Below are 14504 nucleotides of genomic sequence, written 5' to 3' on the forward strand. Positions count from 1 at the left end.
AGCACGTCCGACACCGGTCTGCCTATGCTGCCGCGGGTGGCGCTCCTGGTCGACGGCACCGACCCGCGTGACCCGCTCGGCCTGCGTGGGGACGCGCCGCTGCTGGACGCCTACCTCACTGCCACGCAGGACGGCGCCGCCCCCTTCACGATCCCGGGCCACAAGCGGCGCACGGACCTCGTGGGCAGCGTCGTGGCCGGGGACGTGCCGCTGTACGGCGGGCTGGACACGGTGCGGCTGCGCTCAGGTGTGCTCGCCGACGCCGAGCAACGCGCCGCGGCGTTGTGGGACGCGGACGTGTGCCGGTTCTCGGTCGGCGGGTCGACCCACGGCAACCAGGCGCTGGCCCTGGCGGTCGGCCGTCCCGGGGACGCCGTCGTGGTCTCCCGGACCCTGCACCGCTCGATGCTCCTGGGGCTCGTGCTGGCCGGGCTCGAGCCGATCTGGGTTCGACCGGATCTGGACCCGCGGACCGGGCTGCCCGGCGGAGTGTCGGCGGACGCCGTCCGGCAGGCGCTGCGGACCCGGCCGGACGCCCGGGCGGTCCTGGTCGGGGACCCCTCCTACGTCGGCGGCTGCGGCGACGTAGGAGCACTGGCGCAGGCGGCGCACGAGCGCGGGGTGCCGCTGGTCGTCGACGCCGCGTGGGGCGCGCACCACGGGTTCCACCCGTCCCTGCCGGCGCACGCCCTGGCACAGGGCGCGGACGCGTTCGTGACGAGCGCGCACAAGATGCTGCCGGCCTACTCGCAGGCTGCGCTCGTCCTGGCCCGCACCGACCGGCTGGACGCCGACCGGCTGGACCGCGCGGTCGAGGCGACGGCCACGACGAGCCCGGCGGGAACGGTGCTGGCCAGCACCGACGCCGCCCGGGCGCTGCTCGCCGGCCACGGCACCCGGCTGCTGGACCAGGTCCTGCGCCTCGTCACGCTGGCACGCGACCGTCTCGACGGCCGCCACGGGCTGCAGGTCCTCGCCGGGCCCGGGACCGACCCCGCCCGGCTCGTCGTCCTGCTGGCCGGCACCGGCGTGAGCGGCTTCGACGTCGAGGAGCGCCTGGTCGCCGCCGGGGTACCGGTCGAGATGGCGGACCGCGACACCCTCGTCCCGGTGGTGACGGTCGCGGACGACGAGGGCACCGTCGGCCGGCTCGTCACCGCCGTCCTGGACTCGGTCGCCGGACTCCCGGCCGGGCCGCCGCGCCAGCCGCTGCCGTCGGCGGCGTGGTCGGTCGAGGCCCCCACCGTCCTCACGCCCCGGGACGCCTTCTTCGCTCCGCACCGCACGGTGCCCGCCGCGGACGCCGTCGGCCGGGTGAGCGCCGAGCTGGTGGCCCCGTACCCACCGGGGGTGCCGGTGCTGGCCCCCGGCGAGCTCGTCACGGCCGAGGCGCTCGACGCGCTGCGCACCGCCCACGCCGCGGGCGCCCGGATCGCCTACGCCGCCGACCCCACGCTGGGCACGCTGCAGGTGGTGGCATGACGTCCGGCTCGCGGTCGGCGGCGTCCGGGGCCGATCCCGGAGTACCGATGCGGCAGGCCGTCGTCGACCTCGCCGTCCGGCTCGTGGCGACCGACTCGGTGAACCCCGCGCTCGTCCCGGGGGCCGCCGGGGAGTCCGCGGTCGCCGAGGTGCTCGGCGACCGGCTGCAGCGGGCCGGGTTCGCCGTGGACGTCGTCGACGCCGGTGGCCGGCCGAGCCTGCTCGCCACCCACCGGGGCCGGGGCGGCGGGCGGCGCCTGGTCCTCAACGGGCACCTCGACACCGTGGGTGTCGACGGGATGGCGGACCCGTTCGGCGCCAGGGTCGAGGGGAACCGGCTGACGGGTCGCGGCGCCGCGGACATGAAGGGCGGGGTGGCCGGCATGGTCGTCGCCGCGGAGACCGCCGCCCGGGCCGGCACCTCGGGGGACGTCGTGCTCGCCCTCGTGGCCGACGAGGAGCACGGCAGCGTCGGCACCGAGGCAGTGATCCGCCACCTGGCCGACCGGGGCGAGCTGCCGGACGCCTGCCTGGTGGGCGAGCCGACCGGCCTGGACGTCGTCGTCGCGCACCGTGGCTACGCCGTGGTCGAGGTGGAGCTCACCGGGCGGGCCGCGCACTCCTCGCAGCCCGGGCTGGGAGTCAACGCGGTCACCCACCTGGGCCGGCTGCTGGCCGCCGTGGAGGCCGCGGGCGACCGGGTCGCCGCGGCAGCCCCCCACCCTCTGGCAGGGGCGGGGTCGCTCATGGCCACCGTCGCCTCCGGCGGGACGTCACCGTTCGTGCTGGCCGGGTCGGCGACCGCGATGATCGAGCGGCGCACGGTCCCCGGGGAGCCCTCGGCGGTGGCGCTGGAGGAGGTGCAGGGCCTGCTCGCGGCGCTGCGGGACCAGGACCCGACCGTGGAGGCTCGGGCCAGGCTCGTGCTCGCCCGGGAGGCGTGGCAGGCCGACGGGTCACCGGCCACCGAGCGGCTCCTCGGGCTGCTCGAGGACGCGCTCGGCCGTCAGGGCGCTGGACCGGTCCGCGCCGGCGCGCCCTACTGGATGGAGTCGGCCCTGTGGCAGGCGGCGGGGGTGCCGACGCTCGTGTGCGGCCCGTCCGGCGGGGGGCTGCACGCCGCCGACGAGTGGCTGGACCTCGACCAGCTGGACCGGTTCACGGTGGCCCTCACGGACGTCGTCCGCACCTTCTGCCGGTGAACGCGGCCCACCGCACGTGCACAGGCCCGGCGCGCCCCCTGCGGCCGCGGGAACGCTCCGGCGACAATGGCCGCCATGGCCCGTCGCGCGTCCAGCACCCCTCCACCGCCCGAGGACTTCGAGGAGTCGATCGTCGACATCGACGTCGGCTCGGAGATGGAGACGTCGTTCCTCGAGTACGCGTACTCGGTGATCTACTCGCGGGCGCTGCCGGACGCCCGCGACGGGCTCAAGCCGGTCCAGCGGCGGATTCTGTTCCAGATGGCGGACATGGGCCTGCGCCCGGACCGCGGGCACGTCAAGAGCGCCCGGGTGGTCGGCGAGGTGATGGGCAAGCTTCACCCGCACGGCGACGCCGCCATCTACGACGCCCTGGTCCGGATGGCGCAGCCGTTCTCGCTGCGCGTGCCGCTCGTGGACGGGCACGGCAACTTCGGTTCCCTGGACGCCGGCCCCGCGGCCCCCCGGTACACCGAGGCTCGGCTGGCGCCCGCCGCGATGCTCATGACGGCGGACCTCGGCGAGGACGTCGTCGACTTCGTCCCCAACTACGACAACCAGCTGACCCAGCCGGAGGTGCTGCCCGCAGCCTTCCCGAACCTGCTCGTCAACGGGGCGAGCGGGATCGCCGTGGGCATGGCGACGAACATGGCGCCGCACAACCTCGTCGAGGTGGTCAACGCCGCCCGTCACCTCGTCGACCACCCGGACGCGTCCCTCGAGGACCTCATGCGGTTCGTGCCCGGCCCGGACCTGCCGTCCGGCGGCAAGATCGTCGGGCTCGAGGGGGTCCGGGAGGCCTACGCGACCGGTCGCGGGTCGTTCCGCACGCGGGCCACCACCCGGATCGAGAACGTCACACCCCGGCGCAAGGGGATCGTCGTCACCGAGCTGCCGTACGGCGTCGGCCCCGAGAAGGTGATCGAGAAGATCAAGGAGGCCGTCCAGGCGAAGAGGCTCCAGGGCGTCTCGGCGGTCACGGACCTCACCGACCGCTCCCACGGCCTGCGGCTCGTCATCGAGGTGAAGAGCGGTTTCAACCCCGACGCAGTGCTCGGGCAGCTCTACCGGCTCACCCCGATGGAGGACTCCTTCGGGATCAACAACGTGTGTCTCGTCGACGGTCAGCCGCGGACACTGGGGCTGCGCGAGCTGCTCGAGGTGTACGTCGACCACCGGCTCGACGTCGTCCGCCGGCGCAGCTCCTACCGGCTGGGACGGCGGCAGGAGCGGCTGCACCTCGTCGAGGGCCTGCTCGTGGCCATCCTGGACATCGATGAGGTGATCCAGGTGATCCGCTCCTCCGACGACGCGGACGTCGCCCGCACCCGGCTGATGGAGGTCTTCGACCTGTCCCAGCCGCAGGCCGAGTACATCCTCGAGCTGCGGCTGCGGCGGTTGACGAAGTTCTCCCGGGTCGAGCTGGAGGCCGAGCGGGACCAGCTGGCCAAGGAGATCGCCGAGCTGACCGAGATCCTCGGTGACGAGGCGCTCCTGCGCACCGTGGTGAGCCAGGAGCTCGCCGAGGTGGCCCGCAACCACGGCAGCCCGCGGCGCACCGTGCTGCTCGAGGGGTCGGGGCAGTCGGCGGCGGCGTCCGCCGCGCCGCTGGAGGTGGCCGACGACCCGTGCTGGGTGCTGCTGTCCGGGACCGGTCTGCTGGCCCGCACCGCCACCGACGAGCCGCTGCCCGCCGGCACCGTCACCGAGCGCGCGGCCCACGACGTCGTCGTGGCCGCCGTGCGCACCACCGCACGCGGCGAGGTCGCCGTCGTCACCAACCGCGGCCGGATGCTGCGGATGGGGGTCGTCGACACCCCCGCCCTCCCGCCGACCGCCGGCCCGCCGTCGCTGTCCGGCGGGGCACCGGTCAGCGAGTTCGTCGCTCTGGAGCCCGGCGAGCTGCCACTGACCGTCTGCTCCCTGGACCCCGGCTCGAGCGGACTGGCCCTGGGCACCGCGCGGGGCGTCGTCAAGCGGGTGGTCCCCGACTACCCCGCCAGCCGGGACGCGTGGGAGGTCGTCGCTCTCAAGGACGGCGACGAGGTCGTCGGCGCGGTCGAGCTCGGCACCGGCGCGGAGCACCTCGTGCTCGTCACCACCGACGCCCAGCTGCTGCACTTCCCCGCCGACGTCGTCCGGCCGCAGGGCCGCGGCGGCGGCGGGGTGGCGGGGATCCGAGTGGCCGGCGATGCCCGGGTCGCCTGGTTCGGGGCCGTGGCCCCGGACGCCGACGCGGTCGTCGTCACCGTGGCCGGGTCGTCGGCAGCGCTGCCGGGCACACAGTCCGGTACCGCCAAGGTGACCCCCTTCGCCGAGTACCCCGCCAAGGGCCGCGGCACCGGCGGCGTCCGCTGCCACCGGTTCCTGCGGGGTGAGGACGTGCTGCTGCTGGCGTGGGCGGGACCTGCCCCGGCCCGGGCGATGTCGTCCGCCGGGGCGCCGGTGCCACTGCCGGAGCCCACCGGACGCCGCGACGGGTCCGGCACGCCGCTGCCGCAGCCGGTGCACGCCCTCGGCGGCCCCGTCGCCACCACCCCCGCCACCCCCCAGTGACCACTCCCCCCCCCCCGTCGGTGATCATGCAATCCCGCCACCCCGGCTGCTCTCCACCCTCTTCGTGATCATGCAATCCCGCCACCCCGCACGACCCACACCCGCTCGCAGAATGCTGGGTTCGTGGCACGACACGCCGGCAATGCCGTGCCGAGCGCAGCATTCTGTGGTTAGAGCCCCCTGCCCCGGCGCGGGGTGCCAGGGCCCCAGGCCTCGCTGTCATCCTCCGGGGTGGGCCCCGAGGCAGGAAGCACTCATGCAGCCCGACCTCTTCCCCCGGCCAGGGTGGCGGGATTGCATGATCACGAAGAGAGGTGTCGCGACGGACCACCGAGCGGTGCTCGGCCTCAGACGTCGATACGGTCGCGGTCGAGCCCGGCGGCCCCTGCGACGATGAAGTCCTTACGTGGCGCGACGTCGTTGCCCATGAGCAGCTCGAAGACCCGCTCGGCGGCCGCGGCGTCCCCCACGTTGATCCGCCGCAGGGTGCGGTGGCGCGGGTCCATCGTGGTCTCGGCGAGCTGGTCGGCGTCCATCTCACCGAGACCCTTGTACCGCTGGATCGGCTCCTTGTACCTGCGGTTACGGCGCTCCAGGGAACGGATGACCTTGTCCAGCTCCGCCTCGGAGTAGGTGTAGAGGTACTCGTTGCGGGCTCTGCCGCTGCCGATCACCTCCACCCGGTGAAGCGGCGGGACGGCGGCGTAGAGCCGCCCGGCCTCCACGAGCGGCCGCATGTACCGGAAGAACAGCGTGATCAGAAGTGTCCGGATGTGGGCGCCGTCGACGTCCGCGTCGGCCAGGATGATGATCTTGCCGTACCGGGCCGCCCCGAGGTCGAAGCTGCGGCCGGACCCGGCCCCGACGACCTGGATGATGGAGGCGCACTCGGCGTTCTTCAGCATGTCCGTCACGGACGCCTTCTGAACGTTGAGGATCTTGCCGCGGATCGGCAGCAGCGCCTGGAAGTCACTTGAGCGGGCCAGCTTGGCCGTGCCGAGGGCACTGTCCCCCTCGACGATGAACAGCTCGCTGCGGGCGACGTCGTCGGTGCGGCAGTCGGCGAGCTTGGCGGGCAGGGACGACGTCTCCAGCGCGTTCTTGCGGCGCTGGGTCTCCTTGTGCAGTCGCGCACTGATCCGCGACTTCATCTCGGCGACGACCTTCTCGAGGACGAGGCCGGCCTGCTGCTTCTCCCCCCGGCGGGTGGAGGTGAGCAGCGCCCCGAGCTGGTCCTCCACCACGCGTGCCACGATCCCGCGCACGGCGGAGGTGCCGAGCACCTCCTTGGTCTGACCCTCGAACTGCGGCTCCGCGAGCCGGACGGTGAGCACCGCGGTCAGGCCGGCCAGGACGTCGTCCTTCTCCAGCTTGTCGTTGCCGGCCTTGAGACGCCGGGCGTTGGCCTCGACGACCTTGCGGAAGGTCCTGACCAGCGCCTGCTCGAAACCGGCGAGGTGCGTGCCGCCCTTGGGGGTGGCGATGATGTTGACGAAGCTGCGGACCTCGGTGTCGTACCCGGTGCCCCAGCGCAGCGCGATGTCGACCACGCACTCCCGCTCCACCTCGGTCGGCTCGAGGTGACCCAGGGCGTCCAGCACGGGCACGGTCTCCCGGAAGGTGCCCGTGCCGTGCAGTCGCCACACGTCGGTGACCGGCGGGTCGGTGGCCAGGTGCTCGACGAACTCGGAGATGCCGCCCTCGTGGCGGAAGACCTCCTCGACCGGTCCGTCCTGCCCGGGGGTGCCTGGCAGCCGGCGCTCGTCCCGGACGACGAGGGTGAGCCCGGGGACCAGGAAGGAGGTCTGCCGGGCCCGCGTGACCAGCTCGTCGTAGGAGAAGGCGGCGTCCTTGAGGAAGACCTGCTGGTCGGCCCAGTACCGGACCCGGGTGCCGCTGACCCCACGGCGGACCTTGCCGACGACCCGCAGCTCGGAGGTGTCGGTGAACGGAGTGAAGGGCGAGTCCGGGCCCCGGCCGGCGGAGTCGTCGAAGACCCCGGGCTCCCCGCGCCGGAAGCTCATCGCGTACGTCCTGCCGCCCCGGTCCACCTCGACGTCCAGGCGGGCGGACAGGGCGTTGACGACGCTGGCGCCGACCCCGTGCAGGCCTCCGGACGCCGCGTAGGACCCGCCGCCGAACTTGCCGCCGGCGTGCAGCTTGGTGAAGACCACCTCGACGCCGGACAGGCCGGTCTTGGGCTCGGCGTCCACCGGGATGCCGCGGCCGTCGTCGCGGACCTCGACGGAGCCGTCACCGTGCAGGACGACGTCGATCCGCTCGGCGTGCTGGTCCAGCGCCTCGTCGACGGAGTTGTCGATGATTTCCCACAGGCAGTGCATGAGGCCACGGGAGTCGGTCGAGCCGATGTACATCCCGGGCCGCTTTCGCACCGCCTCGAGCCCTTCGAGGACGGACAGGTGGCGGGCGGTGTAGCTGTTCGGGTCGGCGGCGGCCTTGCGGGGGCTCTTGCGGTCGGTCGAGGGGGCTGGCACGGGCCCAGGGTAGTTCCGGGCCCGGACAGGTCCGCCGAGGCGCGCCCGACCGACGGCGCACGCCCGGGCCGCGGCCCGACCGACCGGCTTCGCGGAGAGCGAACCTCCGGCCACGCTGCGCGCGGGAACGCCGGGCGGGTGGTTCACTGTTGGACCTGACGTACGGCACGAGCACCAGCGAAAGGGACGACGTGACCGCTGCACTGGCGACAACCCCGCTCACCGCCGCGGACCGCTGCGACCGCTGCGGCGCCCAGGCGTACGTCCGCGTGCGACTGAGCTCCGGGGGCGAGTTGCTCTTCTGCGCCCACCACGGGCGCGAGCACACCCCGCGGCTGCAGGAGGCCGCGGCCGACATCCACGACGAGTCCCACCGCCTCGCCGGCGCCCCGGCGCCGGCCGCGGACCAGGAACGCTGACCCCCGACCACCTCAACGGCCCGCCGACCCCGTGTCGGCGGGCCGCGTCGTTGCAGCGGCGGCCGTGATGCCGTTCGCCGAGGACGTCACCGTCATCGTCGGACTGGCGATCGTCGTGGGGATCGTCGGGACGGTCGTGCCCGTCCTGCCCGGCACACTGCTCGTCGGGGCCGCCGTCCTCGTCTGGGCGGTCGTCGTCCAGACGACGGCTGCCTGGGTGACGCTCGCGGTCGTCGTCCTGGTCCTCGCGGTCGGCCAGGTCCTCGAGTACTACCTCGCCGCCCGCCACATGACGTCCTCGGGAGTGCCCCGGCGCAGTCTCGTCATCGCCGGGCTGGCCGCGATCCCGGGCTTCTTCCTCGTACCCGTGGTCGGCCTCGTGCTGTTCTTCGTCGGCGCCCTGTACCTCGCCGAGCTGGTCCGGTTGCCGGACAGGACGGTCGCCTGGCGCTCGACCGTCATCGCCCTACGGGCCGTGGGCCTCGCCGTCCTCATCGAGCTCACCTCCGCCCTGCTCGCCGGCGGGGTGTGGCTGTACGCCGTCCTACGCGCCTGAGAGGACCGCAGGCTCCTCAACCACTCAGTCGAGGTAGTCCCGCAGCACCTGCGAGCGAGACGGGTGCCGCAGCTTCGACATCGTCTTGGACTCGATCTGCCGGATCCGCTCGCGGGTGACGCCGTAGACCTTGCCGATCTCGTCGAGGGTCTTCGGCTGGCCGTCGGTGAGCCCGAACCGCATGGACACCACCCCGGCCTCGCGCTCGGACAGGGTGTCGAGCACCGAGTGGAGCTGCTCCTGCAGCAGGGTGAAGCTCACCGCGTCGGCCGGTACGACCGCCTCGGAGTCCTCGATGAGGTCCCCGAACTCGCTGTCGCCGTCCTCGCCGAGCGGAGTGTGCAGGGAGATCGGCTCGCGACCGTACTTCTGCACCTCGACGACCTTCTCCGGCGTCATGTCGAGCTCCTTGGCGAGCTCCTCCGGAGTGGGCTCGCGACCCAGGTCCTGGAGCATCTGCCGCTGCACACGGGCGAGCTTGTTGATGACCTCGACCATGTGGACCGGGATCCGGATCGTCCTGGCCTGGTCGGCCATCGCCCGGGTGATCGCCTGGCGGATCCACCACGTCGCGTACGTGGAGAACTTGTAGCCCTTGGTGTAGTCGAACTTCTCCACCGCGCGGATGAGCCCGAGGTTGCCCTCCTGGATGAGGTCGAGGAACAGCATCCCGCGCCCGGTGTACCGCTTGGCCAGGGAGACGACAAGCCGCAGGTTCGCCTCGAGCAGGTGGTTCTTGGCGCGCCGCCCGTCGTGGGCGATCCACTCCAGCTCGCGGCGGGACTTGGCGTCGAGCTTGGCGCCGGAGTTGAGCCGCTCCTCGGCGAACAGCCCGGCCTCGATCCTCTTGGCGAGCTCGACCTCCTGCTCGGCGTTGAGCAGTGCGACCTTGCCGATCTGCTTGAGGTAGTCCTTGACCGGGTCCGCGGTGGCGCCGGCGCTGACCACCTGCTGGGCCGGGGCGTCGTCGTCGTCGGCGTCGGAGTAGACGAAACCGCTCTCCTCGTCCGTACCCTCGCCTGCCGGGGTCTCGGTGACCTCGGGCTCGTCGGCGTCCAGGTCCACGTCCACGGCCACGACCTCGACCGCACCTTCGGCGGTGACCGCGCCGGTCGCCAGGATCTCCTCCTCCGGGGCGTCCTCGGACGCCGCGGGCGAGGCCTTCGTGGCGGTCTTGCTGGCGGTCGCCTTCCTTCCGGCGGTCTTGCTCGCCGTCGACCTCACCCCGGTCGACTTCGCCCCCGTCGACGTCTCGGCCGGGGCCTTCTTGGCCGGGGCCTTCTTGGCTGGGGCCTTCTCGGCCGAGGCCTTCTTGGCCGGGGCTTTCTTCGCCGTCGCGGACGTACGTGCCGTCGCGCCCTTGGCCCCGGCGGTCTTGGGGGAGCCGGACTCCGCAGAGCCGGACTCGTCGGTCGTCGCCGTGGCCTCGGCGGGAACCGCCTTCTTCGCGGCCGTCTTGCGGGTTCCGGTGGACGTGCGCGCCGCAGTGGACTTCTCCGCAGCGGGCTTCTCCGCGGCCGGCTTCTCCGGCGCCGCCTTCCTCTCCGAGGCCGCCTTCCTCTGCGGCGCCGCCTTCTCTGGCGCGGGCTTCTGCGCCGCAGTCGCCTTCCTCGCCGAGGTGCGCGACGCCGACTGCCGTGCCGCGCGTCCACCCTCGTCGGCAGCGTCGTCCGTCTTGGCAGTGGTCGACCGGGCACGGGGGGCCGACGCAGCGGCCACCCGACTGGGCTGCGGCTGCTCGACCGCCACGTGCACGCCGTGGTCGCCGAGCGAGCGCAGGACGGCCTTCATCCGCTTCATCGGCACGTCGGCCTGCTCGCAGGCGCTCCGGACGGCGTCAGCCGGGACGCTGCCCACGGCGACGCCGCGCTTCAGCAGCTCCTGGAGCGCTGGGTGAGCGAACTCGGGCGGGAGCTGACGGGAGGTCGAAGACGACACAGACTGCCTTTCCTCGTCTGGAGTGCAGAGCCGGACGACGACCACGAGGATCGCCAGCCCGCCGTTCTCAACACCAGCGGCACCGTTCGCATGCCCGAATCTGGGCGCGCGGAACGAAGGACCATTTCAAGTCCCATTGTGGCACGCCCCGGGCCGGACGTTGTGGCACGCCCCGGGCTGGACGGTCCGCCGCGGGGCTCAGCGGCGTCCGGCCGCCTTCTTCTCGGCCTTCATCCGCCGCTTGGTCTCGCGGACGGCAGCCAGGCTGTCCTCGTCCCGGACGTCGGCCGCGGACATCCGCACGTCGTCCGGTCCGTACTCCCCGGCCGCCTCCCGCCAACCCGGTGGCCGGATGCCGAGCTGCTTGCCGAGCAGCGCCGTGAAGATCTTCGCCTTCTGGACGCCGAACCCCGGCAGTCGCTCGAGCCGGGCCCTGAGCTCGGCACCGTCGCTGGCGCTGGTCCAGATCCGGGTCGGGTCGCCGGCGTACTCGTCCACCACGGCACGGGCCAGTGCCTGGACCCGCGCGGCCATGCTCGTGTGGTAGCGGTGGACGGCGGGTGGTTGCGCCATGAGGTCGGCGAACCGGTCCGGGTCCGTGTCGGCGATGACGACCGGGTCGAGCCGGTCGGTCCCCATCCGGTCGGCGAGGCGTGCCGGTCCGGCGAACGCCTGCTCCATCGGTACCTGCTGGTCGCACCGCATTTCTTGACCAAGGTGTGACCAAGACCACAGCCTCAGCGGCCCACCTTCGGCCAGCGGCGGCGCCTCTCGGCCGCCAGCGCCCGCCACCCGGCTTCAAGGTCGTGTCGGCGGCGCCACGCCGTCAGGGCGGCCCTGCGCTGCCGCTCGGCGACGATCTGCTCGTCCACGTCGGCCTCGCGGTAGCTGCCCGGCAGGCGCAGCAGGTGGCCCGGGACGTCCGCGACCGTCACGGACGCCGGCGGCGTGCGGGTCGGCCTAGCCACTCCGGGCCTCCCGGGCAGCGGCCTCCCGGTCCCACCGCACGTGAGCGGCCCGAGACTTGCGCAGCGACGTGATCGACCGGCCCTGCCCGGTCTCGTCCGGCAGCCGCACCGACTCGAGCACCTTCGCCAGCGCGACCGACAGCTGCCGCTGCTCGGCCAGCAGCGGGTGCGCTCGCACGGTGCCGGTCGTCGTCAGGGACGTCACCCCGTCGCGGTCGAGAGTGCTCTTGACCTCGGCGAGCCGGTCCGCCAGGTCAGCGGCGGTCTCGATCAGCTTCTGCTCGCGGGCGTCCCACTCCAAACCCTCGGTGAGCTCGGCGTCCAGCGCGGCCGCCAGCGCGGCACCCGCGGTGTTCTTCGCCATGTTCGTTCTCTCCTGTCTGCCCCGGAGGGCTCCTGATTGCACTGCACCCAGGTCGAGCGCCTACCTCCAGCGGTCCTTCCTCGCCACGGGGGGAGAGGGGTAAGAGGGTGGCCTCGACAGCGGCGCGGGGCCGCGGACCGGAGTCGTCGCACGCCGTCTCCAGGTGTCCGCCCGCGGTGCTGGCCTCTGATCAGCCCGCGCACGGTGCGGCCTCGCCGCGCCACTGTCGAGGGGCTTAGACGGGCTCGGTGACGGTGAAGCTGCCGAGCCGGTCGGGACGGACGACGTTCCACCCGATGCGCCACGTGCAGCGCAGGGCCACACCGTCGCTGGCGAAGTAGACGTGCTCGGACTGTGCGACGCTCACGGCGCCCACGGCGGAGGCGACGGCGCTCTTGTCGATGACGAGACCCGAGCCTGCGGTCATCGCACCGGAGACGATCACCGGCAGGTCGAGCAGCATCCGCTGCGCGTCCGTGGTGCCCGCACCGAGCAGGGACGTGGCCTCGCCGGTGGCGGTCTTGAACTTCCTCAACGATGCCCAGCCGGTCGGGTCGAGGATGATGTGGGACGGCGTGGCGCCGTTGCCTTCGAGCGTGGCGAGCAGGTCGACCAGGACGTCGAGGTCGTCGGCGACGGCCCCGCCCGGCTCGATGCCGGTGATGTTGAGCAGACCCGCCGGCGGGGTGACCGCGGGCGTGACGGGGGCGGCCTGGGCCAGGTAGGCCTGGTCCGCCTTCTTCGTCACGGCACGGCGCACGGACTGGGCGATCTTGTCGGCGGTGCCGGCCTGGAGGAACTGTTCCCGGGACAGGTGAACGAGTTGAGTGATCTTCCCGGTATAGACGAGCACTTCGTTGAGCGCCGGGTCGGCCTCGGGGATGTCCGCACCCTCGGCGGTGAACTGCGCGTCGTCGTCGTCGACGAACGCGACCCGCACGGCGGGGGCGTCGCCCTCGACTTCGCCGAGCCTGGTGGAGGTCTGGAGGATGAGCGCCTCAGGGACGGCGTCCTCCGGGGCGAAGGTGTTGACGTCCGGGCTCCACGCCCGGGCGCTGGTGGTGGTTTCGGTGGCCATGACGGGCTCGCTTTCTGGCGGCGCGGGGCCGCCGAGCTAGGAACGGGTGAGTGTTCTGCTCGGCGGCCCCTGGCCTGCCGTGCTGCCCCGCGGGGGCGGCTGGACCTGCACTGGCGAGCACCTGGCCCTGCTCGTGCGTCCACGACCAGGATACCGCCCCAGGGTCACGGGCGGGGCGCGAACGCACCCTCGAAGGTCGGCTTCCTGTCGCCGTGCTGCAACGGCTGCCCCTGGGTGGGGTCTGGCCGTGGGGAGCGGGCCAGGCCGAGCTGCTCGGCGGCCGCCTGCACTGCGTCTCGGACCTTCGCGGGGTCGATGGCGCCGGTGTCGTCGAGCAGGTCGGCGACGTCCACGCCGGCGGCCCACAGCGCGGCGGGTGCCCGGACGGTCTCCCCGGCGATCCGCTCGGCTTCGGCGCGTTGCAGGGCTTGGACCTGGCCGCGCAGCTGGTCCCGTTCGGCCTCGGTTTCCCGGAGGCGGCGGCGCCACTTGGCGGCTTCACGGTTGCCGTTCTCGTCGGTGTCGTCGGGCTGCTCGACCTGCTCCGGCTCCTGCTCGACGGCCTCGGTGTTGGTCTCGGTGTTGGTCTCGGTGTTGGCGCTCATGCCTCGTTGTCCTCTCTGATCCAACCGACGATGGTGCCTTCCTCGTCGACGACGAGGCCGCGGTACGTGATGTTCTGCTCCATCCCGATTGGCGCGCCGCCGGGGTCCTCGATGACGGCGCCGCCGAAGGTGACGTCGACGACCGCACCCACGCGCAGCGTGGGCTGCTCGGTGGGCGGCACGACGTCTCGGGGTGCGGGGTCGGGCATGTGACTCATGGTGTGTCTCCTTGTCGGTTTCGCGGTCGGGGTTCGGTGGGGCGCCGGTCCTCGGCGCAGCGGGCGCAGCCGGTGCCCTTCCAGGTGACGGGCTGACCGGGGTGCTCACGGCAGACGAACCGGGACGCGGGCGGCGGTGCCGGCGGTAGCTGCTCCTGGCGCCACCCGCTTGCCCGGCAGGTCCGGCACCGGCCGTACACCCAGCCCGGGCGGTCGACGAAGTGACGTTCCTCGACGTTCGCCCAGCGGCAGTCGGGGTCGTGGATCAACGGTCTGGCACTGCTCATCGGTCGTTCTCCTTGCGACGGCACGGCGTGCGGTCCCGGCCGGCCCACACGCCGTGACGCTCGCGGGCGGCGGCGGCGTACCGACCGCACTCGTCGAGCGCCGGGCAGGGGGCGCACAGCTCGGCGGCGGCGGCCCGCTCGTCGGCGTCGTCGGAGTACCACAGGTCTCCGCGGTTGCGGCAGGGCCAGGTCGTCCCGGTGTCGTCCAGCTCGACGAGCCGGGCGGCGAGCCGGAGGAAGGCGGCCTCGACGGCCGGGCCGGTCACGATGCCTTCCCCTCGTCGACGGGGCGGACCTGCTCAGCCACGGCTCGCTCGGTGCAGACCTTGTGCGCTG

At 73.2% G+C, this 14504-nt stretch carries 14 protein-coding genes; 5 read left to right on the plus strand and 9 right to left on the minus strand.

The window, feature by feature from the left end; translation table 11 throughout:
• Window positions 1-36: 36 nt before the first annotated feature.
• The 3 genes from ACFP6A_RS05940 to ACFP6A_RS05950 all read left to right on the plus strand — a co-directional run bounded on the left by ACFP6A_RS05940 (window position 37) and on the right by ACFP6A_RS05950 (window position 5240).
• Window positions 37-1482, plus strand: a complete 1446-nt coding sequence (locus tag ACFP6A_RS05940; protein WP_379602349.1) for an aminotransferase class I/II-fold pyridoxal phosphate-dependent enzyme — start codon at window positions 37-39, stop codon at window positions 1480-1482.
• Window positions 1479-2684, plus strand: a complete 1206-nt coding sequence (locus tag ACFP6A_RS05945) for a M20/M25/M40 family metallo-hydrolase (protein ID WP_379602351.1) — start codon at window positions 1479-1481, stop codon at window positions 2682-2684. Before ACFP6A_RS05940 ends, ACFP6A_RS05945 begins: the two co-directional genes overlap by 4 nt.
• 75 nt (window positions 2685-2759) lie before the next feature.
• On the plus strand, window positions 2760-5240 hold the full coding sequence (locus ACFP6A_RS05950; protein ID WP_379602353.1) for a DNA topoisomerase (ATP-hydrolyzing) subunit A: 2481 nt from the start codon (window positions 2760-2762) through the stop codon (window positions 5238-5240).
• A gap of 347 nt (window positions 5241-5587) precedes the next feature.
• On the opposite strand, the gene ACFP6A_RS05955 is transcribed toward ACFP6A_RS05950, so the two are convergent.
• A complete protein-coding gene (locus ACFP6A_RS05955; RefSeq protein WP_379602354.1) occupies window positions 5588-7735 on the minus strand; it encodes a type IIA DNA topoisomerase subunit B in 2148 nt (715 codons plus the stop codon).
• 191 nt (window positions 7736-7926) lie between these two features.
• Between ACFP6A_RS05955 and ACFP6A_RS05960 the strand changes: the two genes are divergently transcribed.
• Together ACFP6A_RS05960 and ACFP6A_RS05965 are read left to right on the plus strand one after the other, a co-directional pair.
• Window positions 7927-8154, plus strand: coding sequence for a hypothetical protein (locus tag ACFP6A_RS05960; protein WP_379602355.1), 228 nt, complete (start codon window positions 7927-7929; stop codon window positions 8152-8154).
• Between the two features lie 67 nt (window positions 8155-8221).
• Window positions 8222-8710, plus strand: a complete 489-nt coding sequence (locus ACFP6A_RS05965; RefSeq protein ID WP_379602356.1) for a DUF456 domain-containing protein — start codon at window positions 8222-8224, stop codon at window positions 8708-8710.
• A 24-nt stretch (window positions 8711-8734) separates the two neighbouring features.
• On the opposite strand, the gene ACFP6A_RS05970 is transcribed toward ACFP6A_RS05965, so the two are convergent.
• From ACFP6A_RS05970 to ACFP6A_RS06005, 8 genes are all read right to left on the minus strand, one after another.
• Complete coding sequence (locus ACFP6A_RS05970) at window positions 8735-10648, minus strand: RNA polymerase sigma factor (RefSeq protein WP_379602358.1); 1914 nt, start codon at window positions 10646-10648, stop codon at window positions 8735-8737.
• Window positions 10649-10846: 198 nt separating this feature from the next.
• Window positions 10847-11407: an HhH-GPD-type base excision DNA repair protein gene (locus ACFP6A_RS05975; protein ID WP_379602880.1), complete on the minus strand. Its 561-nt coding sequence runs from the start codon at window positions 11405-11407 to the stop codon at window positions 10847-10849.
• Entirely contained in the window at window positions 11386-11616 is a 231-nt protein-coding gene (locus ACFP6A_RS05980) for a hypothetical protein (RefSeq protein ID WP_379602360.1), read from the minus strand. The genes ACFP6A_RS05975 and ACFP6A_RS05980 overlap by 22 nt, the downstream gene beginning before the upstream one ends.
• Window positions 11609-11980, minus strand: coding sequence for a hypothetical protein (locus ACFP6A_RS05985; protein ID WP_379602362.1), 372 nt, complete (start codon window positions 11978-11980; stop codon window positions 11609-11611). Before ACFP6A_RS05985 ends, ACFP6A_RS05980 begins: the two co-directional genes overlap by 8 nt.
• Window positions 11981-12215: 235 nt before the next feature.
• A complete protein-coding gene (locus ACFP6A_RS05990) occupies window positions 12216-13058 on the minus strand; it encodes a phage major capsid protein (protein WP_379602364.1) in 843 nt (280 codons plus the stop codon).
• Between the two features lie 164 nt (window positions 13059-13222).
• A complete protein-coding gene (locus ACFP6A_RS05995; RefSeq protein ID WP_379602366.1) occupies window positions 13223-13663 on the minus strand; it encodes a hypothetical protein in 441 nt (146 codons plus the stop codon).
• Window positions 13660-13881, minus strand: coding sequence for a hypothetical protein (locus tag ACFP6A_RS06000; RefSeq protein ID WP_379602368.1), 222 nt, complete (start codon window positions 13879-13881; stop codon window positions 13660-13662). Before ACFP6A_RS06000 ends, ACFP6A_RS05995 begins: the two co-directional genes overlap by 4 nt.
• A gap of 283 nt (window positions 13882-14164) precedes the next feature.
• Window positions 14165-14434: a WhiB family transcriptional regulator gene (locus ACFP6A_RS06005; protein WP_379602369.1), complete on the minus strand. Its 270-nt coding sequence runs from the start codon at window positions 14432-14434 to the stop codon at window positions 14165-14167.
• Window positions 14435-14504: the final 70 nt, after the last annotated feature.

The sequence above is a fragment of the Quadrisphaera sp. GCM10027208 genome, assembly GCF_042658805.1.
GTDB lineage: Bacteria > Actinomycetota > Actinomycetes > Actinomycetales > SCSIO-59966 > SCSIO-59966.